Raw genomic sequence first — 22574 nt, 5'->3', positions numbered from 1 at the left:
GCACCCATGACAACCCTCGACGTGGCCGGCATCGCCGTGTCCCCCGACCATTACATCGACGGCCGCCGCGTGCCGTCGGACCAGCATTTCGCGCTGCACAGCCCGATCGACCAGCGCCTGCTGGGTCGCATCGCGGAAGGCACGGCCGCGCATGTCGAAGCCGCCATCGTCGCCGCGCAGAAGGCCTTTCCGGCCTGGAGCGCGATGAGCGCGGCCGAGCGGCAGCCGCTGCTCGACCGTTTCGCCGAAGAGATCGGCAAGCGCGCCGACGACTTCTGCACGCTCGAGAGCAACGACGCCGGCGTGCTGCTCTCGCGCATGCGCCACGGCGTGGTGCCGCGCGCGATGCTCAACATCGCGTGGTTCGCCCAGCACGCGCTGACGCTGCAGGACCGCCCGATCGACACCGAGCAGGCGCATCACATCGTGCGGCACGACCCGGCCGGCGTGGTCGTGATCATCACGCCGTGGAACGCGCCGCTGATGCTGTCGACCTGGAAGCTCGGCCCCGCGCTGGCGGCCGGCAACACCTGCATCCTGAAGCCGCCGGAGTGGGCGCCGCTGACCTGCTCGCTGCTGGCCGACGCGGCGCATGCGGCCGGCCTGCCGCCGGGCGTGTTCAACGTCGTGCAGGGCACGGGCGCCCGCACCGGTGCGGCGCTGGTGGCCGACGCGCGCATCGCTCGCGTGTCCTTCACCGGCTCGGTGCCGACGGCCAAGGCCATCGCGCAGGCGGTGGGTGCGAACCTCGTGCCCTGCAGCCTGGAGCTCGGCGGCAAGAGTCCGTTCATCGTGCTGGCAGATGCCGACCTCGATGCCGCGGCCGCGACGGGCGCGTTGATGTACCGCAATGCCGGCCAGGTCTGCCTGGCGGGCACGCGCTTCCTGGTGCATGCGAAGGTGGCCGATGCCTTCGTCGCCGCGATGCGTGGCTATGTCGAGAAGCTGACCGTTGGCGACCCGCGCGACGCCGCGACCGAGGTCGGGCCGATCATCCATCCGCGCCAGGTCGAGCGCGTCACCGGCTTCGTCGACCGTGCGGTGGCCAGCGGCGCGCAGGTGCTATGGGGCGGCGCGAAGCACGCGTTCGGCGCGCAGTACTACCAGCCGACGATGCTCACCGGCCTGAAGCAGAGCGACGAGATCGTGCAAAACGAAGTGTTCGGCCCGGTGCTCACACTGCAGACCTTCGCCGATGACGACGAAGCCATCGCCATGGCCAACGGCACCGACTACGGCCTGGGCGGCGTCTGCTACGGCGAGACGGCGCATGCCACCGCCGTGGCGCAGCGCGTGCGCACCGGCTTCATCTGGGTCAACAGCTTCGGCATCCGCGACCTGGCCGCGCCCTTCGGCGGCATCAAGCGCAGCGGCGTCGGGCGCGAGGGCGGCGACTGGAGCTTCGAGTTCTTCTGCGACGTCAAGGATGTCGTGGTGCCGAAGAAGCCCTTCCAGGCCAGCTTCAGCCATCGCTGACTTCATCCGACAAGGAGACAAAGACATGGGACAGATCGTTGGCGCCGCACTGGTGTCGCACCACCCCGGCCTGATGCAGTGCGAGGAGTTCCGCCGCCTCCAGGGCGCGGGCGAGGATTCGGACCTGATCGCCGGCTACGCCCGGTTGCGCACGAAGATCGCCGAGGCGAAGCCCGATGTCGTCGTGCTCTTCGACACGCACTGGTTCACCACGGGCTATCACCTGGTCGATGCCGGTCGGCAGTACAGCGGCCTGTACACCTCCGACGAGATGCCGTGGTACCTGCACGGTGTGCCCTACGACTACCGCGGGCATCCGCAGTTGGCGCAGGCGATCGAGACGGTGTCGCGCGAACGCGGCGGCTACAACCGCGCGATCGCGCACCCCGACCTCGGCCGGCAGTACCCGACGATCAACCTCGTGAAGCACCTGCGCTTCGAGGACCCGGCGCTGCCGGTCGTCACCGTGAGCTCCTGCCAGAACTGCGAGTGGCCGCACTTCCTGGCGTCCGGCGATGCGATCGGCGAGGCCATCGCGCGCAGCGACCTGCGGGTGCTGCTCATCGCGTCGGGTGCGCTGAGCCACAGGTTCAACGGCATCGACTGGAAGCCGAGCCATCCACGCATCTTCCATGAAAGCAACGTGTCGCGGCCCGAGAACATCGCGAGCGACAAGGGCGCCATCGAACTGCTGCGCCAGGGCCGGCACGACCAGATCCTGGAGCGCTGGGACACCGAGTACCGCCGTCTGCCGTGGGAGGCCTTCGGCGCGCACTACCTGCAGATGCTGGGTGCGATGGGCGGTGCGGCGTGCAGGGCGGAAGGCGAGACGCTGTCGGCTTACGAGAACGCCCGGGGCACCGGCAACATCCACATCTGGTTCCAGGGGGCGCCATGAACTTCGAATTTCCGTTCAACGAACTGCCGGCCGTGATGCGCGGCCCGCGCGTGGAGCGCCGCCGCGTGCTGGTCGGCGGCAGCGCCTTCTGGGGCACGGTGGTGGAAGAGGGCGCCGATGCCGGCAAGTTGCGGCTCGACGACGGGCGGCTGCTCGACGCGGAAGGGCAGGCCTGCCTGCCGCCGGTGTCGCCCAGCAAGATCATTGCGGTGCACATCTCGTACAGCTCGCGCAGCCACGAGACGCGCAACAAGCCGAAGCCGACCGAGACGCCCACCTACTTCACCAAGCCGCCGACGGCGCTCAACGGCCACGGCGGGCAGATCCTGAAGCCGGCGGACTGCAAGTACCTCAACTACGAGGGCGAGTACGCGGTCGTCATCGGCAAGACATGCCGCAACGTGACGCCCGACGAAGCCTGGGACTTCATCGAGGGTTTCTGCCCGGCGCTCGACATGGGCCTGCAGGACTTCCGCGACACCGACCAGGGCTCGATGCTGCGCGTGAAGGGTGCCGACACGCTGCTGCCCATCGGGCCGGGCATCGTGCGCGGCGTCGACCTGTTCGCGCAGACCTTGCGCACCACGGTCAACGGCCTCGTCGTGCAGGAGGCGGTTATCGGCGACGAGACGATCTGGGGGCCGCACTACGTGATCGCCGACATCGCGCGGCACATCACGCTGGTGCCCGGCGACGTGATCCTGATGGGCACGCCCTGCCATTCGCGGTCGGTCGATGCGGGCGACGTGGTGGCCTGCGAGATCACCGGCATCGGCCGGGTCGAAGGCACGGTGGTCGCCATCGACGCGCCGCGCGCCAGCGCGCTGGGCGTGGGCCATGCGCCGACCGACACGCCGGAGGTGCGCCGTGTGGCGCTGGGCTTCGACGAGCGCGTGCCGGAGCGCCTCAAGGACAACCTGCGGCGCGCGAAGGGCGAGCGGGCCGCAAATGCCGAGGGCATCGCAGAGCCTTAAAATGCGCCCCGCGTTGCAGGCGTCCCGGCTGCAGCGCGTTTTTATTTCACCGGGGCCATGTAGAGGAACACCATGTACAAAAACCTCGTGGCCGCGCTCGCGGCTGCCTGTTGCTTTTCGTCTCCCGCCTTTTCACAGACCACGCCGGCGGCACCGCCGTTGAAGATCGGCTTCGTCTACGTCGCGCCGCTGGCCGACGCCGGCTGGGTCCACCAGCACGACGAGGGGCGCAAGGCCGTCGAGGCCGCGCTGGGCGCCAAGGTGAAGACCACCTTCGTCGAGAACGTGCCCGAGGGCGCTGACGCCGAACGCGTGATCCGCGACCTCGCGCAGCAGGGCAACCAGCTCATCTTCACGCCCAGCTTCGGCTACATGGAGCCGACGCTGAAGGTGGCGAAGGATTTCCCCGACGTCAAGTTCGAATCGATCACCGGCTACAAGACCGCGCCCAACGTGGCCACCGCGAACGCGCGCTACTACGAGGGCCGCTACCTGGCCGGCGTGGCCGCGGGCCGCATGTCGAAGACGCATGTGGCGGGCTACGTCGCGGGCTTCCCGATCCCCGAGGTGCTGCAGGGCATCAACGCCTTCACGCTCGGCATGCGCTCGGTCGACCCGAAGGCGCGGGTTTTGGTGGTGTGGCTCGACGCCTGGTTCGATCCGCCGAAGGAGCGCGACGCGGCCATGACGCTGTTCAACCAGGACGTCGACGTGATCGCCTTCCACACCGGCTCGACCGCCGTGATGGCGGCGGCGCAGGAGCGCGGCAAGATGGCCGTGGCCTATCACTCCGACATGCGCAAGGTCGCACCCGACGCGCAGATCGTCGCCGTGACGCACCAGTGGGGCGGCTACTACACGCAGCGCGCCCGCGCGGTGCTCGACGGCAGCTGGAAGCCGGGCAATGTCTGGGGCGGCGTGAAGGAAGGAATGATCCGCGTCGGCGACTTCGGGCCGAAAGTGCCCAAGCCGGTGCAGGACGAGGTGCTGGCGCGGCAGCAGGACATCGCCGCCGGCAAGCTGCGGCCCTTCACCGCCGTGGCGGCCGACGTGCGCGACAACGAAGGCCATGTCGTGGTGGCCAAGGGCAGTGCGCTCACCGACGAGCAGATCCTGAAGATGAACTGGCTCGTCGAAGGCGTGCAGGGCCGCGTGGCGCGCTAGCCGAGCCGTTCGACCACGAAGTCGACGAAGGTCCGCAGCTTGGCGCTGGGCCGCGCTTCGGGCAATCGAACGATGTGCACCTGGCGCGTCGGCAATGCCCAGTCGGGCAGCAGCTGAACCACCTGACCCGAGGCCAGAGCGGGGCCGAGCAGCGCATCGGCCTGCACGATCACCCCCACGCCTGCCAGGGCGGCAGCCAGCAACGCTTGCCCGTTGTTGGTGGTGAGCGGCCCGCGCACCGGCACATGCACGGTCTGGCCGTCGCGCGTGAAGCGCCATGAATGGTTCGGCCCCCAGGTGGCAAAGCCCAGCAGCGGGAAAGCCTCGAGCTCCGACGGATGGCGGGGCTGCCCGTGTTGCGCGACCCAGGCCGGGCTGGCGGCCACGAACATGCGCGCGAGCGCGAGCGGACGCGCGATGAGCCCTTCATCGACCGCCGCCCCGGAGCGGATGCCGCAGTCGAAACCCTCTTCGGCCAGGTCGACCACGCGGTCGTTGAGCACCAGGTCCACCTTCACCTGCGGGTAGGTGGCGATGTAGTCGCCGATCACCGGCGTGAGCCGGTGCGCCCCATAGGCCACCGGCGCGGTGACCCGCAGCACGCCCTGCGGCATGGCGCGCAGCGATTCGGCGACGCCGTCGGCCATGCGCACGCTGGCCAGCACGTCGCGGCAGCGCTCCAGGTAGGCCGCACCAATCTCGGTGAGCGCGTGGCGGCGCGTGGTGCGCTCCAGCAGGCGCGCGCCCAGCTGTGCTTCGAGCGCGCGAATGTGCTTGCCGACCATCACCGCCGACAGGTCGAGCGCCTCCGCTGCAGCGGCGAAGCTGCCCGCGTCGACCGTGGCGGCAAAGACCTCCATGGCGCGTAGCTTGTCCATATTGCGAACCTCGAGTTTCGAATGAGCGAACCGGATGGCAATTTATCAAATCGATGGTTCGCAAAACAATCGCCGCTTCCTGATTCACTTTGGCGAGGTTCTCCATGAAGGTTCTTGTTGTGGGCGCGACGGGCGCTGTGGGCAGCGCGGCGGCACAAGCACTGGCCGCACGCGGGCACGAGGTGGTGCGTGTGGGCCGTACGCGCGGCGAGCTGCAGGTCGACATCACGAGCGACGCCAGCGTCGATGCGCTGTATGCGGCGGTCGGGCGTGTCGATGCGATCGTCTCGGCGGCGGGTGGCCTGTTCTTCGGCCCGCTGGTCGAGATGACGCCGGCGAACTTCAATGTCGGCCTGCAGGACAAGCTGCTGGGCCAGGTGCGGCTCGCGTTGCTCGGCCAGCACGTGTTGAATGACGGTGGCTCGATCACCTTGACCACGGGCGTCGCCGCCGATGACCCGGTTCGCGGTGGGAGCAATGCGGCTGCCGTGAATGCGGCGGTCGAGGGATTCGTGCTGGGCGCAGCGATCGAGCTGCCGCGCGGCCTGCGCATCAATGCGGTGAGTCCGACGCTGCTGACCGAATCGTCGGCGGCGTATGGTGCGCTCTTTCCTGGCGTTGAAACCGTACCGGCCGCGCGCGTGGCGCTGGCTTACGTGCGCAGCGTCGAAGGACCGCTGACGGGGCGCGTGTTTCGCGTGTGGCAATGAGCAGGCGCACACGGCTGGCCGGCGCGCTGCTTGCGCTCGTCACGACAGCGGCCATCGCCGCACCGCCTGTCGTGCAGGCGCTGCCCGAAGACTGGTACCCGGAGAGCGTGGCCATCGGCTCGGACGGCACGTTCTACGTCGGCAGCTGGCGCCAGGGCGCGGTTGCACGGCTGAAGCGCGGTGTGGCGCCAAAGGCCGAGGTGCTGGTGAAGCCAGGCAGCAACGGACTGGCGAACGGGCAGGGCGTGTTGGTGGACGCCCGACACCAGGCCCTGTGGGTCTGCTCAGGCAACAGCGGCTTCACCACCGTGCCGCAGACGCCGAGCGCGCTCAAGCGCTACGACCTGGCCACCGGTGCGCCGCGCGCGAGCTATGCGATGCCCGACGAGGGCTATTGCAACGATCTGGTGCAGGACGCACGGGGAAATCTCTATGTGACGGATTCCTTTCATCCGCGCGTGCTGCGGCTTGCGCCTGGCGCCGCCGCGCTCACGGTCTGGAAGGAAGACCCGGCGCTGGCCGGAGACGGGCCGTACAAGGGCCTGAACGGCATCGCCATCGATGGTGGGCGCGATGTCTACGTGAGCCTGGTGGCCGCGGCGCCGCACCTGCTGCGCATCGGTCTCGGCGCTGATGGGCAGGCTGGCGAGATCTCGCGCATCGAGGCACCGCGCACGATGAAGAACGTCGATGCGATCCGTGCCTGGAAGCCCGGCCGACTGGTGTTGTTCGAGAGCAATGCCTTCGGTGACGGGCCGTATGGTGGACAGATCACCGTGGCCCGCATCGACGGCACGAAGCTCGGTTTGCAGACCGTGGTGACGGGGCTGAACGACCCATCGTCTGGTGCTGTGCTGGGCGACCGCGTCTATTTCATCGAGTCGAAGTACGGGCTGCTGACCCGTCGCAAGGACGGCGACCCGCCCGTGCCGGCCGGTGTGCCCTTCGACATTCAGTCGCGGGTGCTGCTGCCGCCGCCGTGAGTGCATTCCGCCTATAGCACTCATATGTGCATGAAAATTGCGGCGGCGCGAGGCTGGATTACCCTCCGCAGCCACGATGAAAAAATCCTACCGCGCCTCCCTCCTGCGATTCGACGATGCCGGTCGTCCCCAGTTCGACGAAGACGGCCTGCTGGTCGTCGCGCCCGATGCCACCGGCCGCCAGCGGGTGGTCGATGCCGGCCCCCACGCCGCCGTGGCGCCGCGCCATCCTGATGCGTCCGTCACGCACTGGCCGGGGCGCATCCTAGCGCCGGGCTTCGTGGACATGCACATCCACTTTCCGCAGACCGACATCATCGGCGCGCCGGCCGACGGCCTGCTGCCCTGGCTCGAGAACTACACCTTTCCGGCCGAGAGCCGCTTCGCCGAGCCGGCCCATTCGGCGGCTGTGGCCGAGGTCTTCTTCGACGAACTGCTGCGCAACGGCGTGACCACGTCGCTGACCTTCGCGACCTCGCACGTCGCATCGGTGCAGGCCTTCTTCGCATCGGCCCAGCGCCGCGGTCTGCGCATGATCACCGGCAAGGTGCTGCAAGACCGCCATTCGCCCGACGGCGTGCGCGACGAGACCGCGCAGAGCCTGGCCGACACCGAGTCGCTGATCCGGCAATGGCACGGCGTGGACCGCCTGGGCTACGCCATCACGCCGCGCTTTGCGCCGACCAGCACCGACGCACAGCTGCGCGGTGCCGGCGAGCTGGCGGCCAAGTACCCCGACACCTGGATCCATTCGCACGTCGCCGAGAACAAGGACGAAGTGAAATGGGCGCGCGAGCTGTTTCCGCATGCGCGCTCCTACCTCGAGGTCTACAACGGCTTCGGCCTGATGCGCGAGCGCGCCGTGTACGCGCATTGCATCCACTTCGACGACGAGGACCGCCGCCTCATGCGTTCGACAAAAACGGCCACGGCCGTGAGCCCGACCAGCAACCTGTTCCTGGGCAGCGGCTTCTTCGACTTCGAGGGCGCCGACCGCATCGGCTACCGCTATGGCCTGGCGAGCGACGTGGGCGGCGGCACCAGCTTCAGCCCCTTCGCGACCATGATGGCCGCGTACTACGTCGGCCGCGAAGGCCAGACCAAGCCGGGCATCAGCATCGCACCGTCCGAACTCTGGTGGCGCCACACCGGCGGCGCAGCCGAGGCGCTGGGCCTGGCGGGCGTGATCGGCAACCTGCAGCCGGGCTGCGAGGCCGACTTCGTGGTGATCGACCCGAAGGCCACGCCGCTGCTGGCGCGCAAGACCGGGCTGGCGGCCAACCTGGAAGAACTGCTGTTCGCGATGATCGTGCTGGGCGACGACCGGCTGATCGAGCGGACGGTGATCTCGCAGGCACTGCCGGCCTGACCCGGCCGTCCACGCCGGCTGCCTAGAATGGCGGCCCGAGGAAGGACCCTGACATGACCATCAAGAGCGACAAGTGGATCCGGCGCATGGCCGAGCAGACCGGCATGATCGAGCCCTTCGAGTCCGGCCAGATCCGCGAGCGCGAGGGCCACAAGATCATCAGCTACGGCACGTCGAGCTACGGCTACGACATCCGTTGCGCGCCCGAATTCAAGGTCTTCACCAACATCCACAGCACGGTGGTCGACCCGAAGAACTTCGACGAGAAGAGCTTCGTCGACATGCAGGGCGACTACTGCATCATCCCGCCCAACAGCTTCGCGCTGGCCCGCACGGTCGAGTACTTCCGCATCCCGCGCAACGTGCTGACCATCTGCCTGGGCAAGAGCACCTACGCCCGCTGCGGCATCATCGTCAACGTCACGCCCTTCGAGCCCGAATGGGAAGGCTACGTGACGCTGGAGTTCAGCAACACCACGCCGCTGCCGGCCAAGATCTACGCGGGCGAAGGCTGCGCGCAGGTGCTGTTCTTCGAGAGCGACGAGGTCTGCGAGGTGAGCTACAAGGACCGCGGCGGCAAGTACCAGGGGCAGCACGGCGTGACGCTGCCGAAGGCCTGATCGGTCGAGTGGCGGATGCCCGGCGGCGTCCGAGTCGCGGCCCGGCTGTGGTCCTACAACGCCTCGCGCTCTCCGGCATGGTCTGCCCATCGGGGTGCACGGCACCATCGGTAACTGGACGTACACGCTGTACGGAGTCGAGGAGCCGACGATGAATCACACAGAACAACTGCGCCCTGAGCGCCCCATGACGCCGTACCGCTGGCTGCTGGCCGCGGCGTTGTTGTCCCTCATGCTGGCGCAGATGGTCGCGATGGTGCTCGTCACCCGCTCGCAGGTGCTGCGGGCCGAGGTGCGGGAAGCGGCGGAACGCACGCAGGCACGAACGACTTCGGTGGCGTCGTCGAATGCGCGGACGGTCGATGCCTCCCGTAACGGTTTGATCACGGTCGGGCTTTCCGCCACGCGTTGAGCGCGTAGGATCGCGCCAAAGCCCGCCCTGTAGGCGGCTGTCAAGGAGAGCGTCATGCGGTGGGAAGGCAACGAACAGTCGGACAACGTGGAGGACCGCCGCAGCGATGGCGGCGGTGGTGGGGGCTTCCCCATCGGCGGCCGCAGTGTCGGCATCGGCACGGTGGCCGTGGCGCTCATCGCCGGCTGGATCTTCGGCATCAATCCCCTGACCGTGCTCGGGCTGCTCAGCGGCGGCGGCGCCCCCCAGGTGCAACAGCAGCAGGGGCCCGCGCACAAGCCGCCGCCCGACGACCGCGAGGCGGCGTTCGTGTCCACCGTGCTCAAGAACACCGAGGTCGTGTGGACGCAGGCGTTTCAGCAGAACGGCGGCACCTACCAGCCGCCGCGCCTCGTGCTGTTTCGCGGCGCCACGCCGACCGCCTGCGGCACCGGCCAGTCGGCCATGGGGCCGTTCTACTGCCCCGGCGACAAGAAGGTCTACATCGATCTCGGCTTCTTCGACACGCTCAAGCGCGATCTCGGTGCGCCGGGCGAGTTTGCCCAGGCCTATGTGATCGCACACGAGGTCGGCCACCATGTGCAGGACGAGCTCGGCATCACCGCCAAGGTCGACGGCATGCGCGGCCGGCTCAGCCCCACCCAGAACAATGCGGTCAGCGTGCGCGTCGAGCTGCAGGCCGACTGCTTCGCCGGCGTGTGGGCACACCACTCGCAGCAGTCCAAGCAGTGGCTGGACCCGGGCGACATCGAGGCAGCGATGAACGCCGCGCAGAAGATCGGCGACGACGCGCTCCAGCGCTCGGCCGGCCGGGCCGTGGTGCCCGACAGCTTCACCCACGGCACCAGCGCGCAGCGCCAGCGCTGGTTCGGCAACGGCTACAAGACCGGCAGCATGCAGGCCTGCGACACCTTCGCCGCCAAGCAGTTGTAACGCCACGGGAGCGGCCTCGGGCTGCTCCTCATTCGATAGCGGATCGGCGAGTCACCGCACTGTCATTGCCGTTTTTTGCCGCAGTGCGACAATAGCGGGCTTCATGACAAGCTCCTTTTCCAATCTTTCGCTGGCAGAACCGCTGGCGCGCGCCGTGGCCGAAATGGGCTACGAGACCATGACACCGATCCAGGAACAGGCCATTCCGGTCGTGTTGTCCGGGCAGGACGTCATGGGCGCCGCACAGACCGGTACCGGCAAGACGGCCGCCTTCTCGCTGCCGCTGCTGCAGCGGATGCTCAAGCACGAGAACAGCTCGACCTCGCCCGCGCGCCACCCGGTGCGCGCGCTGGTGCTGCTGCCCACGCGCGAGCTGGCCGACCAGGTCGCCCAGCAGGTCAAGCTGTACGCCAAGTACACCAACCTGCGTTGCGCGGTGGTGTTCGGCGGCATGGACATGAAGCCGCAGACGCTCGAGTTGAAGAAGGGTGTCGAGGTGCTGGTCGCCACGCCCGGCCGCCTGCTCGACCACATCGAAGCCAAGAACGCGGTGCTCAACCAGGTCGAGTACGTGGTGCTCGACGAGGCCGACCGCATGCTGGACATCGGCTTCCTGCCCGACCTGCAGCGCATCCTGAGCCACCTGCCCAAGCAGCGCACCACGCTGCTCTTCTCGGCCACCTTCTCGCCGGAAATCAAGCGTCTGTCGGCCAGCTACCTGCAGAACCCGGTGACGATCGAGGTCGCGCGGCCGAACGAAACCGCGTCGACCGTCGAGCAGCGTTTCTTCAGCGTGAGCGACGACGACAAGCGCCGCGCGCTCAAGCAGATCATCCAGCAGCGCGGCATCACGCAGGCCTTCGTCTTCGTCAACAGCAAGCTGGGCTGCGCCCGGCTGGCCCGTTCGCTCGAACGCGAAGGGCTGCGCACCACGGCACTGCACGGCGACAAGAGCCAGGACGAGCGCCTGAAGGCGCTCGACGCCTTCAAGAAGGGCGAAGTCGACCTCCTGGTGTGCACCGACGTCGCGGCCCGTGGCCTGGACATCAAGGACGTGCCGGCGGTGTTCAACTTCGACATCCCGTTCAACGCCGAAGACTACGTGCACCGCATCGGCCGCACCGGCCGCGCCGGCGCCTCGGGCCTGGCGGTGAGCTTCGCGAGCGGCGGCAACGACGCCCGCCTGGTGGCGGACATCGAGAAGCTGATCAAGACCAAGATCGAGCTCGAGCCGATGGAGTTCGAGGAAGACCGCCCGCGTGGCCGTATCAACGACGGTCGCCGCCACTGGCGCGAAGAGGGCGAGGCCGGCGACGAGCGCGACGTGCTGGACACGCTGCAAGCGCCGGCGCGCGAGCGCGTGGCCGACACGCGCTCGCCGCGCGGCGGTGGCCGTCCGCACCGTGCGCCGTCCGCCCCGCGCGACCCGTTCTTCGAGCAGCCCTACGAGGCGCCGGCGCGCGAAGCGGCACCGACGTGGGAAACCACCGCCAAGGGTGCGCCCGCACGGGGCATCTCGAGCAACATCAAGCCCAAGCGCAAGGTCGCCGCGCTCTTCAAGAGCAGCGAGCCGAGCTGAGCCGGCGGCGCGAGCCGCGCGCTGCGTGGACGCCACAGGGCGCCTGCACCGCGCGCATCGCTGGTTGACCGCAAGCGGCACTGCCGACACCATTGACGGTCGGCGATAGCGCGGATCTTGTTTGCCGGTGCTGGCCCGACACAAGGAAACACACGCATGGTGCACCGGCCCGCCGCTCGTTCCGCCCGCACAGCGGCGCGCGCATGGCGGACATGCATGCTTCTCGTCCTCTGCGCCGTGGCCGCGGGCATGCCCGCGCGGTCTCAGCCGCAGCCGCGCGAAGCACTGAAGTTGCGCGTCGTTGGCGGCCTGGCCGGCATCAGCCAGTACGTGCAGCACGAAGAACCCTTCTGGACACGCGAACTGAGCCGCCTGAGCGACGGCCGATTCACGGCGGACATCGTTCCGTTCGACCGCGCCGGCGTGCCGGGTCACGACATGCTGACCCTTCTCCGGCTGGGCGTGGTGCCGTTCGGCACGGCCCTGCTGAGCCTGGTGGCCGGCCAATACCCCGAACTCGGTGCGCCGGATCTGGCGGGTTTGAATCCGGACGTGCCGACGCTCCGGAAGGTGGTCAACGCGTTTCGTCCCGCGCTCGAGGGGCTCATGGCGGAACGCCACGGCGCCAAGCTGCTGGCGGTCTACATGTACCCCGCGCAGGTGGTGTTCTGCCGTGAGGCCCTGAAGGGCGCGGAGGATCTCGCTGCGCGCAGGGTCCGGGTCTCCTCCGCCACACAATCCGATTTTGTCCGTGCCCTCGGGGCGGTGCCCGTTCTGATCCCGTTCTCCGAGGTCGGGGCCGCGATGCGCTCGGGCAAGACCGACTGCGCGATCACGGGGGCGGTGTCGGGCAACGCCCTGGGCCTGCCCAAGGTGGCCAAGACCCTCTACACGCTTCCGATCTCGTGGGGGCTCGCGGTCTTCGCCGCCAACCGGGAGGCATGGCGCGCGCTGCCGGCCGAACTGCAAACGCTGCTGCTCGAGCAGATGCCCCGGCTCGAGTCTGCGATCTGGGACGAAGCAGAGCGCGATTCGCTGCCGCGCAGAAGCTGCAGTGCCGCGCAGCCCTGCGTGGCAGGCACCCTGGACGCGTTGGTCGAGGTGCGGCCGCTGGAAGCCGACCAGATCCTGCGGCGGCGGATCTTCGAGCAGGAGGTGCTCCCGCGTTGGATCGATCGCTGCGGGCCCAAATGTCCCTCCCTGTGGGACGCGACCATCGCACCCGTCATCGGTGTCAAGGCGCCGACCTCCCGGTGACGATCAAGCCCTCGCCACGTTACGCGCTCGCGATCTTCGGCGCGGCGCTGTTCATGGCGGCCGTGATCGCCGGGATGGCCGTGCTCGCCAGCAGGGAGCTGTCGCAGCGTGCACTGCTGGGGGGTGAGCAACAGGCCGGGCGATTCATCACCGGCGCGCAGGCCGCATTCAACCGGTCGGTGCTGGGGGTCGACGTGCTGCTGGCCGGCGTGGGTGAACTGGTGCCCGAGCCCAAGGAGCTGCAGACGGCGGAGGGTCGAGCCCGCGCCGCACGGCTGATGGAGATCGGCGTGACCCAGAACCCTTTGGTGCGCAAGATGGTCCTGGTGTCGCCCGCAGGAGAGGTTCTTGTTTCTTCCGAGGAACGTGGCCGCGGCGACGTGCGCCGGTGGCCGCTGCCGGCTGGTTACCTGCCCTCCGTCCTTGCGCCGACCGTCGCGTCCCTGGTGATCAGCGACCCGGTCCTCAGCCCCACCACGTCCAGTCAGGTTCTGTATTTCGGCCGCGCGCTGCGGCTGCACGACGATGGCCGCGCCGCTGCCGTGGCCGAGGTCGACCTGGGGCAGTTGATGAACCTCCTGGTCCAGGGGGCGGACATCGAAGGCCTGGAAGTGACGCTGGAGCGCGCCGACGGCGCCTTGTTGGCGAGCATCCCGACGTCGGTCGTGCCCCGAGGGTCCGTCGCGCGTCTGGCGCCGGCCACACGCCCCCCGGAAGGCCGCCACCGACCGTTGGCCAGTGCCGCACGCGTGACCGGTACGCCCGCCTTGGTGGCCGTGCGCGCAACGCTGCAGACGGGCGTGCTGGTAACGGCCAGCATTCCACTGGGCTGGGCCCTGGCGGATTCGCAGCGGGAACGCACGGTCATCTTCGGCCTCGCGCTGCTTCTGATCGCGGCGACCTTCGCGGGCGCCGCCTTCCTGCACCTGCGCATCCAGCGCCAATGGCTCGCGCGCGCCGAGCAACTGCGCTCGCGCGCCACGCTCGACCAGGCGCTGGAATCGATGCAGGTCGGCTTCGTGCTGCTCGATGCCCAGGACCGCATCCTGGTCTGGAACCGGACCTACCTCGAGATCTTCCCCTGGGCCGAGGCATTTGTCGGGCCGCTGCGGCCGTTCGGCCCGATCCTGGACTACGCCGCCAGCTACCGGCGCACGGTGGGCGAGGGCGCATGGACGGCGTGGCGGTCCGGCGGTGGCGAGCGCGCCGGCGGCCAGTTCGAGAGCGAGCTGACGCTGCCGGACGGCCGTGTGGTCCGCTCGACGAAAAATCGCACGCCGGACGGCGGTCTGGTCTGCATCTACGAGGACGTGACCGAAAAGAAGCAGCGCACGGCCGAGATCCTGGACAGTCGCGCGCAACTGCAGGCGACGCTCGATGCGCTGCCGGACACGCTGTTCGAACTGAGTGGCGATGGCGTGTGCGGTCGCATCCATTCGCCGCAGGGGCTGGTGGCGGCCGTGGACGCGGCGGCGCCCAGGACGCAGCGCCTGCAGGACCTGTTGCCGCCTGCCGCGGTCAGCGAAGTCATGCGTGCGGTGCGCGACGCCGAGACCGCCGGCATCTCCAGGGGGCGGCACTTCGAGGTCGAATCCACCCGAGCACGCAAGCACTTCGAGATCTCGGTGTCACGCAAGATCGGCGAAGGACCGACACGGCCCGGCTATGTCGTGATCCTGCGCGACGTCACGCAGGCGGAGCAGGCCTCGCGCGACATCCGGCAACTGGCGTTCTACGATGCGCTCACCGGCCTGCCGAACCGCCGCTACCTGCTCGACCTGATGGCCAGCGCCGTCCGGATCGATCCCGAGAGCGGGCGCCGCGGTGCCGTGCTCTTCCTCGACCTGGACAACTTCAAGACCTTGAACGATGCCCTCGGGCATGCGATCGGCGACGCCTTCCTCAAGGAGGTGGCCATCCGCATCGGGCAGAGCGTGCCACCGGGTGGCGTGGTCGCGCGGCTCGGTGGCGACGAGTTCGTCGTCGTGCTCGAAAACCTCGGGCCGGGGACGCGACAGGCGACGACACAGGCACGCGAAGTGGGCGAGCAGATCATCGATGCGCTCGACGTGCCCTTCGCGCTGGACACGCAGACCACCTACCAGCGGGCCTGCAGCATCGGCGTCACGCTGTTCGACGGTCGCGAGCGATCGATCGAGGAACTGCTCAAGCAGGCCGACATCGCCATGTACGTGGCCAAGACCTCGGGTGGCAACGGCTTGCGCTTCTTCGAGCCCGAGATGCAGGCGGCCGTCGCGGCCCGCTCCGCACTCGAGAACGAGATCCGCGAGGCGCTGTCGGCCCGTGAATTCGTCCTGCACTACCAGAGCCAGGTCGATCGGGACGGCGTCGTGATCGGCGCCGAAGCGCTGGTGCGCTGGCACCATCCGCGGCGGGGCCTGGTGCTGCCTGGCGACTTCATCGCGGTGGCCGAGGACTCGGACCTCATCGTCGCCCTCGGCACCCAGGTGCTCGAGATGGCGTGCGTGCAGCTGGCGGCCTGGCGCCTGCGGGAAGACCGCAGGACGCTGGAGCTGGCCGTCAACGTGAGCGCCAGGCAGTTCCGGCGCGACGACTTCGCCGAGCAGGTGCAGCAGATCCTCGAGGCCACGGGTGCCGACCCGTCGATGCTGACGCTCGAACTCACCGAGAGCCTGCTGCAAAGCCGGGTGGAGGAAACGATCCGGAAGATGCACCGCCTGAAGGCCATCGGGGTGCGCTTCTCCATGGACGACTTCGGCACCGGTTATTCGTCCCTGTCGTACCTGACCCAGCTCCCGCTGGACCAGGTGAAGGTCGACAAGTACTTCGTCGGCAACATCGGACGCGATCCGAAGATCGAGATGATCGTGCAGACGATCATCGGCATGGCCCGCAACCTCGAGGTCGAACTCATTGCCGAAGGCGTCGAGACCGAGGCGCAGTTGCAGTTCCTGCAGGAGAACGGCTGCCTGCGTTACCAGGGCTATCTGTTCAGCAGGCCTCGCCCGATCACCGAATTCGACTACAGGGTCGGTGCGGCTTCGGGGCTGCAGGTTGCGCACGACGCACCAGGCGTTCTGCAGCCTGGCTGGGGTTCTACACGACCTTGAAATGGTGCGTGCCGTCGCGCGCCAATTGCGCGACCAGGCCGAACTCCCAGTCGAGGTAGGCCTGCATGGCCTCCGGCGACGCGTCCGTGCCTTCGTAGGGGCGGCGATAGCGCTGCGCACCCACTGAATGCGCAATGGTCGGTGCGCCGGTCTCGCGCAGCGCGCTGGTGGGCGGCGGCGGATCGATGACGACCACCTCCCAGCCCATCTGCGCGAGCCACGAGGCCGTCATCGGCGCGCGCACGCCATCGTCGTCGGCCAGCACGATGCGCGCGCCGCGCACGGGCACGTGGTGGTCGGTCTCCTGGACCAACTGACCCCCGGGCGCGCTCGCGAAGCCGGGCAGGTGGCCCGCGGCGTATTCCTCGGGCGTGCGCACGTCGAAGCGGTAGACGGTGCGCGTGGGCGCCTCGAGCGTGTCGAGGGCGTCCAGCGCGATCCAGCGCACGCCCGCGCGCTCGGCCACGGCGCGGGCACCGGCCTGCGCCTCGGCACGGTGGGCGGCGTCGACCGCCGGCGCCTGGCGCGCGGCGCCGGTGTCGAGCACCTGGCCGGCCAGTTTCCAGCCGATGGTGCCGTTGCGAAGCGCCGCCACCGGGTTCGGCAGGCCGGCGTTCACCAGCGACTGGGTGCCGATGATGCTGCGCGTGCGGCCGGCGCAGTTGACGATGACCCGCGTCTTCGGGTCGGGTGCCAGCGTGCGGGCCCGCAGCACCAGCTCGGCGCCCGGCACGCTGGTGGCGCTCGGGATGCTCATCGTGCGGTATTCGTCGAAGCGGCGGGCGTCGAGCACCACCACATCGGCCTTCGCGTCGATCAACGCCTTCACTTCCTGCGCCGACAGCGAGGGCGTCTGCCGCTCGTGCTCGACCAGCTCGCCGAAGGACTTGCTCGGCACGTTGACATCGCGGAACAGCTCGCCGCCGGCCGCGCGCCAGCCGTCGAGTCCACCTTCGAGCGCATGCACGTTCGTGTAGCCCAGCGCCGCGAAGCGCTCGGCGGCGGCGGGTACGCGGTCGACGTCGTCCTGTTCGCCGTACAGCACGACCAGCGTGTCGCGCCGCGGGATGCGCCGCGCTGCGTCGCGTTCGATCAGGTCGAGCGGCAGGTTCGCCGCCCACAGCGGATGTGCCTGCGCGAAGGGGTGTTCCTCGCGCAGGTCGATGAGCGCGATCTCGTCGCGGGCGAGCAGGTGCTGGCGGATGTCGGCGAAGGACAGGGTGGAGAGCGTCATGCGTGGCGCAGTTCGGCGGAGCGGTCCCACAGGTTGGGAAGCAGGGTGTTCGAATAGCCGGAGACGAAGGGCTTGCGCCCGCCTTCGGCCGGGTAGGTGTGGCGTCGCACCGCGCCGATGTTGGCGCCGTAGACGTGGATGCTGACCGACACGCGGTCATCGTAGAGGTTGCGTACCCGGTGCACGTCGCCGACGGTGGGCGACACCGCCTCGACGTCGCCCGGCGCCAGCCGCACCGACGCGCCCTGCGGCACCGCACGGCCATCGCGTTCGACGTAGGCCTGGCTTTCCTCCGCGCCGCGCAGCATGCCGATGAGGCCCCACACCGTGTGGTCGTGCACCGGCGTGGCCTGGCCCGGCCCCCAGACGAAGCTGACCACCGAGAAGCGCTCGGTCGAGTCGGCGTGCAGCAGGTGCTGCTGGTAGTAGGTGGGGTGCGGCTGCGCGAAGGCCTCGGGCAGCCAGTCGTCGCGGGCCACCAGCGTGCGCAGCAAGGCACCGCCTTCGGCGAGGATGCGTGCCTCGTCGGGTCGCGTGTCGAGCAGCCGACCGAAGCCGGTGACGAAATCGCGCAGCGGGGTGATGGGGGAGCGCTCGATCGTGGACGTCATCCGCGGATTCTCATCGCTTCAGCGCCGCCTTGCCCGCCGCCACCAGGATCGCGTCGTTCTGCGGCGTGTGGATGCGGCTGCACAGCACGTCGCGGTGGTGGCGCTCCAGCGGGTTCTGGCGCGACAGGCCGTGGTTGCCGCTCAGCTGCAGGGCGATCTCCACGGCGCGGATCGCGTTCGCCGTCACGCTGTATTTCAGCATGCCGCTGTCGGTGGCGGCCGGCAGGCGGCCGGCGTCGACCTCGGCGGCGGCGTGGTCCAGCAGCACGCGGTTGGTGCGCAGCAGCGCCTGGATCTCGCCCACCTGTTCCTGCACCCGGGGCAGGGTCGCCAGCGGCGCGCCGAGGCTGCCCGGCGCGCGCGCCTGCAGGAAGCCGCGCAGCCAGGCCTCGGCCGCCTGCGCGACGGCGTCGTAGAGCGACCCGAGCAGCACGACCATCCAGGCCTGCTGCTGGGCGTGTGCCTCGATGTCCGCCGCGCTGCCGTTGCCGGGAATCCAGGCCTCTGGCGCACGCAAGTCGACGGCGTGATCGAGCGGCACCTTCACATCCTCGAACACCACTTCGTGGCTGCCCGAGGCGCGCAGGCCCAGGTGGTCCCAGCTCTCGATCACGCGGAGGCCGGGTGCATCGCGCGGCACCAGGAAGACGCCGACCTGCGGCGCCGGGTCGTCGGTGCGGCCCCACACCGACAGCCAACGCAGCCCCTCGATGCCGGTCGTGTAGAGCTTGTGGCCGTTGATGATCCAGCCGTCCGCGGTGCGCGTGCCCACGGTGCCCGGCAGGCCGCCGCGCGCGGGCGAGCCCAACGCGGGTTCCACGCGCAGGGCATTGATGAGCGCACCGTGCGCTGCCGTGTCGCGCGCCACGCGCTCGCGCAGGTGGCGTGGCCAGCGGCTGTCGGCACGGGCGATGGCCTGGTGCTGCAGGTAGGTCATCGTGAGGATCAGTGCCGTCGCCGGCTCGCCGCGCGCCACGGCGCCGATCACGCGGCGCGCCTCGGCCAGGGTGGCGCCGCGCCCGCCGTGGGCCGTCGGCACCGTGAGCCCGACCAGGCCGTGGCGTTGCAGCGTCGCGAAGTTGTCGTGCGGAAAGCGGCCCGCGCGGTCGTGGTCGGCCGCGGTGGCGGCGAACTGCGCGCTCAGCGAGGCCAGCAGGGCGTCGTCGAGGGGTCGCCTGGCGGGGGACGACGAAGAGAGGGCCGTGGCAAGGGGCGAGGGCGCAGGCCTGGGCGGAGCGATGGAACTCATGGCCGCGACGGTAGACCCGCGCAGCTTGCCGGCCAACAAAGTTTCTCGCCTATCGATCTGCGTTTTTCTGCGTTGGGTTTCGGCCGCCCGGGGCTTACGGTCTCGTTCCTGTCATCCATCGTCCGAGGAACCTGCCCCATGCCTTCCCACCCGTCCGACGCCTGGTCGCGCCGCACCTGGCTGCAGGGTGCTGCTGCCACCGCGATCGGCGCCAGCCTGCCGTTCGCCGCGCACGCCGCACCGCCTGCCACCGACCTCTCGGGCCTGACCTTGCGCGTTGCCGTCTACAAGGGCGTGTGGCGCCCTCTGCTGCAGGCGGCGGGTGAGGCGAACACGCCCTACAAGATCGACTGGCGCGAGCTCAACAATGGCGTGCTGCACATCGAGGCGATCAACGGCGATGCGCTGGACATCGGCTCGGGCAGCGAGATCCCGGCGACCTTCGCCGCACGGCAGAAGGCCAACGTGCGCTTCATCGCCGCCTCGCACGAGGACCTGAACAACCAGGTCACGCTGGCGCGCAAGGACGCGCCCATCCAGAAGATCGCCGACCTCAAGGGCAAGCGCGTGGGCTACGTGCGTGCCACCACGGCGCATTACTTCCTGAGCAAGCAGCTGGCCGAAGCGGGCCTGGGCTTCGACGACATCCAGGCGGTGAACCTCACGCCGGCCGACGGCCTGTCGGCCTTCGCGCGGGGCGACCTCGATGCCTGGGCCATCTATGGCTACAACGGCCAGATCGCGCGCACCCAGTACGGCGCCCGCACCATCAAGACCGGCAAGGGCTACCTGTCGGGCAACTTCCCCGTCTACGCCAACCCGCGGGCCATCGACGACCCGCGCCGCCACGCGGCCATCACCGACTACCTGCTGCGCGTGCAGCGCGCCTACGCCTGGGCCAACCGCAACTACCTGGCGTATGCCAAGGCGCAGTCGGCCGAGACCCGCGTGCCGGTGGGTGACCTGGTCGAACTCTTCAACGGCCGCAGCGACGACTACGCGCTCGGCCCGGTGACCGAAGCCATCGTGCGCAGCCATCAGGAGGTGGCCGACACCTTCCAGCGCCTGGGCGTGCTCGACGGGCCCGCCAACGTCGCGCCCTTCTGGGACCGCAGCTTCGACCGCGCACTGGCCGCCGGCGCGCGCGGCCTGTCGGCCGCCTGACCTACTTTTGAAACCATCGTCCAAGGACGCCCCATGAGCCACGACAGCCCCATCGAATTCATCGGCATGATCCAGACCCAGAAGGTCTCGGAGATCCACGCGGCCAAAGGCCCGGCGATCGACCGCGACTACGTGCGCGCCTTCGCGCAGGCCCATGAGAAGGCCGGCTTCGACCGCATCCTGGTGCCGCACCATTCGACCGGCCCCGACGCGACGCTGACCGTCGCGTACGCCGCATCGGTCACCGAGCGCATCCAGTTCATGCTGGCGCACCGGCCAGGCTTCGTGTCGCCCACGCTGGCGGCGCGGCAGTTCGCATCGCTCGATCAGTTCAGCGGCGGGCGGCTGGCGGTGCATTACATCTCGGGCGGCTCCGATGAGGAGCAGCGGCGCGACGGCGACTGGCTGGACCACGACCAGCGCTACGCGCGCACCGACGAATACCTCGAGGTGCTGCGCAAGGTGTGGACGGCCGACAAGCCCTTCGACCATCAGGGCGCGCATTACCACGCCGAGAAGGCCTTCTCGGAAGTCAAGCCGGTGCAGACATTGAACGGCAAGCCGCACGTGCCCGTGTACTTCGGCGGTGCGTCGGCGGCCGCGATTCCCGTGGCCGGCAAGCATGCGGACGTGTATGCGCTGTGGGGCGAGTCGCTCGACCAGGTGCGCGAGCTCACCGGCCGTGTGCGGGCCGAGGCGGCCAAGCATGGCCGCAGCGTTCGCTTCTCGGTGTCGTTCCGGCCGATCCTGGCCGAGACCGAGGAGAAGGCCTGGGCCCGCGCCGACGCGATCCTCGCCGAGACCAAGCGCCTGCGCGTGGTGCAGGGCTTCGGCCGCGGCGGGCCGCAGCAGAGCGAAGGCGCCAAGCGCCTGCTGGCCGCGGCGGAAAAGGGAACGCGGCTCGACAAGTTGCTGTGGACGGCCGTCGCGCAGGAGATCGGCGGACGCTCCAACAGCACCGCGCTGGTCGGCACGCCCGAGCAGGTGGCCGACGCGCTGCTCGACTACTACGACCTGGGCGTGACCACCTTCCTTATCCGCGGCTTCGACCCGCTGGAAGACGCCCTCGACTACGGCCGCGAACTGATCCCGCGCACGCACGCGCTGGTGGCCGAGCGCCTCGCTGCGCAAAGGAAGACGGCATGAGCGCCGTTCTGTCGATCGACCGGAAGTCGCCACTCGCGCTCAACCCGAACCCGAAGCAGAAGTTCTGGTTCGACCCGCCGCCGCGGCGCACCAGTGTCGAGGCCGAGCGGCGCCACCGCCAGGAACGCCTGGCAGGCGCCTTCCGCCTGTTCGCGCGCTTCGGCTTCGCGCAGGGCTTGGCCGGCCACATCACGGCGCGCGATCCCGAGTTGACCGACCACTTCTGGGTCAATCCGCTGGGCGTGCACTTCTCGCGCATCAAGGTGTCGGACCTGCTGCTGGTCAATGCAAAGGGCGAGACGGTGATCGGCGACCGGCCGCTCAACAAGGCGGCCTTCGCGATCCATGCGGCCATTCACGAGCACAACCCGAAGATCATCGCGGCGGCCCACACGCACTCGACCTACGGCAAGGCCTGGTCGACACTCGGCCGCCAACTCGACACGCTGACGCAGGACGCTTGCGTGTTCCACGGCGACGTGGCGCTGTTCGACGACTTCACTGGCATGGTGGTCGACGGCAGCGAGGGCCAGCGCATCGCACAGGCGCTGGGCGACGGCAAGGGCGCGATCCTGAAGAACCACGGCATCCTGACCGCCGGCCCGACGGTCGAGGCCGCCGCCTGGTGGTACATCGCGCTCGACAACGCCTGCCACACGCAGTTGCTGGCCGAAGCCGCCGGCACGCCGCAACCCATCGACGAGGCGACCGCGCAGCACACGCACGGCCAGATCGGCGGCCCCGAAGGCGCGCTGCATTCCTTCGAGAGCCTGTACGAAGGCCTCGTCGAAGCCGAACCCGAATTGCTCGATTGACCACGACCTG

At 69.3% G+C, this 22574-nt stretch carries 20 protein-coding genes; 16 read left to right on the top strand and 4 right to left on the bottom strand.

The features are described from left to right. Positions 1–6 precede the first annotated feature (6 nt). The 4 genes from QTH86_RS10925 (at position 7) to QTH86_RS10910 (ending at position 4512) form a co-directional block, all read left to right on the top strand. On the top strand, positions 7–1476 hold the full coding sequence (locus QTH86_RS10925) for an aldehyde dehydrogenase family protein (protein ID WP_286644667.1): 1470 nt from the start codon (positions 7–9) through the stop codon (positions 1474–1476). Positions 1477–1501: 25 nt separating this feature from the next. After that, positions 1502–2374: a DODA-type extradiol aromatic ring-opening family dioxygenase gene (locus QTH86_RS10920; RefSeq protein WP_286644668.1), complete on the top strand. Its 873-nt coding sequence runs from the start codon at positions 1502–1504 to the stop codon at positions 2372–2374. Next, on the top strand, positions 2371–3348 hold the full coding sequence (locus tag QTH86_RS10915; RefSeq protein WP_286644669.1) for a fumarylacetoacetate hydrolase family protein: 978 nt from the start codon (positions 2371–2373) through the stop codon (positions 3346–3348). The genes QTH86_RS10920 and QTH86_RS10915 overlap by 4 nt, the downstream gene beginning before the upstream one ends. A 72-nt stretch (positions 3349–3420) precedes the next feature. Further along, entirely contained in the window at positions 3421–4512 is a 1092-nt protein-coding gene (locus QTH86_RS10910; protein ID WP_286644670.1) for a BMP family ABC transporter substrate-binding protein, read from the top strand. Here the strand turns inward: QTH86_RS10910 and QTH86_RS10905 are convergent. After that, positions 4509–5390, bottom strand: coding sequence for a LysR family transcriptional regulator (locus QTH86_RS10905; RefSeq protein WP_286644671.1), 882 nt, complete (start codon positions 5388–5390; stop codon positions 4509–4511). The two genes, QTH86_RS10910 and QTH86_RS10905, sit on opposite strands and share 4 nt — an antisense overlap. Before the next feature lie 104 nt (positions 5391–5494). Between QTH86_RS10905 and QTH86_RS10900 the strand changes: the two genes are divergently transcribed. From QTH86_RS10900 to QTH86_RS10860, 9 genes are all read left to right on the top strand, one after another. Next, entirely contained in the window at positions 5495–6100 is a 606-nt protein-coding gene (locus QTH86_RS10900) for a short chain dehydrogenase (RefSeq protein WP_286644672.1), read from the top strand. After that, a complete protein-coding gene (locus QTH86_RS10895) occupies positions 6097–7083 on the top strand; it encodes an NHL repeat-containing protein (RefSeq protein WP_286644673.1) in 987 nt (328 codons plus the stop codon). Before QTH86_RS10900 ends, QTH86_RS10895 begins: the two co-directional genes overlap by 4 nt. 76 nt (positions 7084–7159) lie before the next feature. Further along, on the top strand, positions 7160–8452 hold the full coding sequence (gene guaD, locus QTH86_RS10890; RefSeq protein ID WP_286644674.1) for a guanine deaminase: 1293 nt from the start codon (positions 7160–7162) through the stop codon (positions 8450–8452). Between the two features lie 53 nt (positions 8453–8505). After that, complete coding sequence (gene dcd / locus QTH86_RS10885; RefSeq protein ID WP_286644675.1) at positions 8506–9072, top strand: dCTP deaminase; 567 nt, start codon at positions 8506–8508, stop codon at positions 9070–9072. 187 nt (positions 9073–9259) lie between these two features. Next, positions 9260–9484, top strand: a complete 225-nt coding sequence (locus QTH86_RS10880; protein ID WP_286644676.1) for a hypothetical protein — start codon at positions 9260–9262, stop codon at positions 9482–9484. Positions 9485–9538: 54 nt separating this feature from the next. After that, complete coding sequence (gene ypfJ, locus QTH86_RS10875) at positions 9539–10417, top strand: KPN_02809 family neutral zinc metallopeptidase (RefSeq protein WP_286644677.1); 879 nt, start codon at positions 9539–9541, stop codon at positions 10415–10417. 103 nt (positions 10418–10520) lie between these two features. After that, a complete protein-coding gene (locus tag QTH86_RS10870; protein WP_286644678.1) occupies positions 10521–11996 on the top strand; it encodes a DEAD/DEAH box helicase in 1476 nt (491 codons plus the stop codon). A gap of 216 nt (positions 11997–12212) precedes the next feature. After that, on the top strand, positions 12213–13253 hold the full coding sequence (locus tag QTH86_RS10865; RefSeq protein ID WP_286644679.1) for a TRAP transporter substrate-binding protein: 1041 nt from the start codon (positions 12213–12215) through the stop codon (positions 13251–13253). After that, entirely contained in the window at positions 13250–16345 is a 3096-nt protein-coding gene (locus QTH86_RS10860) for a bifunctional diguanylate cyclase/phosphodiesterase (protein WP_286644680.1), read from the top strand. Before QTH86_RS10865 ends, QTH86_RS10860 begins: the two co-directional genes overlap by 4 nt. Here the strand turns inward: QTH86_RS10860 and QTH86_RS10855 are convergent. The 3 genes from QTH86_RS10855 to QTH86_RS10845 are packed head-to-tail and all read right to left on the bottom strand — an operon-like array spanning position 16332 to position 19439. Then, complete coding sequence (locus tag QTH86_RS10855) at positions 16332–17579, bottom strand: rhodanese-like domain-containing protein (protein ID WP_286644681.1); 1248 nt, start codon at positions 17577–17579, stop codon at positions 16332–16334. The genes QTH86_RS10860 and QTH86_RS10855 overlap by 14 nt on opposite strands. Continuing rightward, positions 17576–18190 (bottom strand): cysteine dioxygenase family protein, encoded by a 615-nt coding sequence (locus QTH86_RS10850; protein ID WP_286644682.1) that lies wholly within the window; start codon positions 18188–18190, stop codon positions 17576–17578. The genes QTH86_RS10855 and QTH86_RS10850 overlap by 4 nt, the downstream gene beginning before the upstream one ends. Positions 18191–18200: 10 nt before the next feature. Continuing rightward, a complete protein-coding gene (locus QTH86_RS10845) occupies positions 18201–19439 on the bottom strand; it encodes an acyl-CoA dehydrogenase family protein (RefSeq protein ID WP_286644683.1) in 1239 nt (412 codons plus the stop codon). Between the two features lie 138 nt (positions 19440–19577). Here QTH86_RS10845 and QTH86_RS10840 point away from each other — a divergent pair, with 138 nt between their 5' ends. From QTH86_RS10840 to QTH86_RS10830, 3 genes are read left to right on the top strand one after another with little or no spacing between them, the layout of a single operon-like run. Continuing rightward, on the top strand, positions 19578–20603 hold the full coding sequence (locus tag QTH86_RS10840) for an ABC transporter substrate-binding protein (RefSeq protein ID WP_286644684.1): 1026 nt from the start codon (positions 19578–19580) through the stop codon (positions 20601–20603). Positions 20604–20636: 33 nt separating this feature from the next. Then, positions 20637–21749 (top strand): LLM class flavin-dependent oxidoreductase, encoded by a 1113-nt coding sequence (locus QTH86_RS10835; RefSeq protein ID WP_286644685.1) that lies wholly within the window; start codon positions 20637–20639, stop codon positions 21747–21749. After that, entirely contained in the window at positions 21746–22564 is an 819-nt protein-coding gene (locus tag QTH86_RS10830; protein ID WP_286644686.1) for a class II aldolase/adducin family protein, read from the top strand. Before QTH86_RS10835 ends, QTH86_RS10830 begins: the two co-directional genes overlap by 4 nt. Positions 22565–22574 lie beyond the last annotated feature (10 nt).

The sequence above is a fragment of the Variovorax sp. J2L1-78 genome, assembly GCF_030317205.1.
In the GTDB taxonomy this organism is placed as follows: domain Bacteria; phylum Pseudomonadota; class Gammaproteobacteria; order Burkholderiales; family Burkholderiaceae_C; genus Variovorax; species Variovorax arabinosiphilus.
The sequence above is the reverse complement of the archived record's forward strand: the minus strand, read 5'-3'. Positions and strand labels throughout refer to the sequence as shown.

Coding starts and splice junctions, on each gene's coding strand:
- QTH86_RS10925 (WP_286644667.1), top strand. CDS start 7: ATGACAACCCTCGACGTGGCCGGCATCGCCGTGTCCCCCGACCATTAC.
- QTH86_RS10920 (WP_286644668.1), top strand. CDS start 1,502: ATGGGACAGATCGTTGGCGCCGCACTGGTGTCGCACCACCCCGGCCTG.
- QTH86_RS10915 (WP_286644669.1), top strand. CDS start 2,371: ATGAACTTCGAATTTCCGTTCAACGAACTGCCGGCCGTGATGCGCGGC.
- QTH86_RS10910 (WP_286644670.1), top strand. CDS start 3,421: ATGTACAAAAACCTCGTGGCCGCGCTCGCGGCTGCCTGTTGCTTTTCG.
- QTH86_RS10905 (WP_286644671.1), bottom strand. CDS start 5,390: ATGGACAAGCTACGCGCCATGGAGGTCTTTGCCGCCACGGTCGACGCG.
- QTH86_RS10900 (WP_286644672.1), top strand. CDS start 5,495: ATGAAGGTTCTTGTTGTGGGCGCGACGGGCGCTGTGGGCAGCGCGGCG.
- QTH86_RS10895 (WP_286644673.1), top strand. CDS start 6,097: ATGAGCAGGCGCACACGGCTGGCCGGCGCGCTGCTTGCGCTCGTCACG.
- guaD (WP_286644674.1), top strand. CDS start 7,160: ATGAAAAAATCCTACCGCGCCTCCCTCCTGCGATTCGACGATGCCGGT.
- dcd (WP_286644675.1), top strand. CDS start 8,506: ATGACCATCAAGAGCGACAAGTGGATCCGGCGCATGGCCGAGCAGACC.
- QTH86_RS10880 (WP_286644676.1), top strand. CDS start 9,260: ATGACGCCGTACCGCTGGCTGCTGGCCGCGGCGTTGTTGTCCCTCATG.
- ypfJ (WP_286644677.1), top strand. CDS start 9,539: ATGCGGTGGGAAGGCAACGAACAGTCGGACAACGTGGAGGACCGCCGC.
- QTH86_RS10870 (WP_286644678.1), top strand. CDS start 10,521: ATGACAAGCTCCTTTTCCAATCTTTCGCTGGCAGAACCGCTGGCGCGC.
- QTH86_RS10865 (WP_286644679.1), top strand. CDS start 12,213: ATGCTTCTCGTCCTCTGCGCCGTGGCCGCGGGCATGCCCGCGCGGTCT.
- QTH86_RS10855 (WP_286644681.1), bottom strand. CDS start 17,579: ATGACGCTCTCCACCCTGTCCTTCGCCGACATCCGCCAGCACCTGCTC.
- QTH86_RS10850 (WP_286644682.1), bottom strand. CDS start 18,190: ATGACGTCCACGATCGAGCGCTCCCCCATCACCCCGCTGCGCGATTTC.
- QTH86_RS10845 (WP_286644683.1), bottom strand. CDS start 19,439: ATGAGTTCCATCGCTCCGCCCAGGCCTGCGCCCTCGCCCCTTGCCACG.
- QTH86_RS10840 (WP_286644684.1), top strand. CDS start 19,578: ATGCCTTCCCACCCGTCCGACGCCTGGTCGCGCCGCACCTGGCTGCAG.
- QTH86_RS10835 (WP_286644685.1), top strand. CDS start 20,637: ATGAGCCACGACAGCCCCATCGAATTCATCGGCATGATCCAGACCCAG.
- QTH86_RS10830 (WP_286644686.1), top strand. CDS start 21,746: ATGAGCGCCGTTCTGTCGATCGACCGGAAGTCGCCACTCGCGCTCAAC.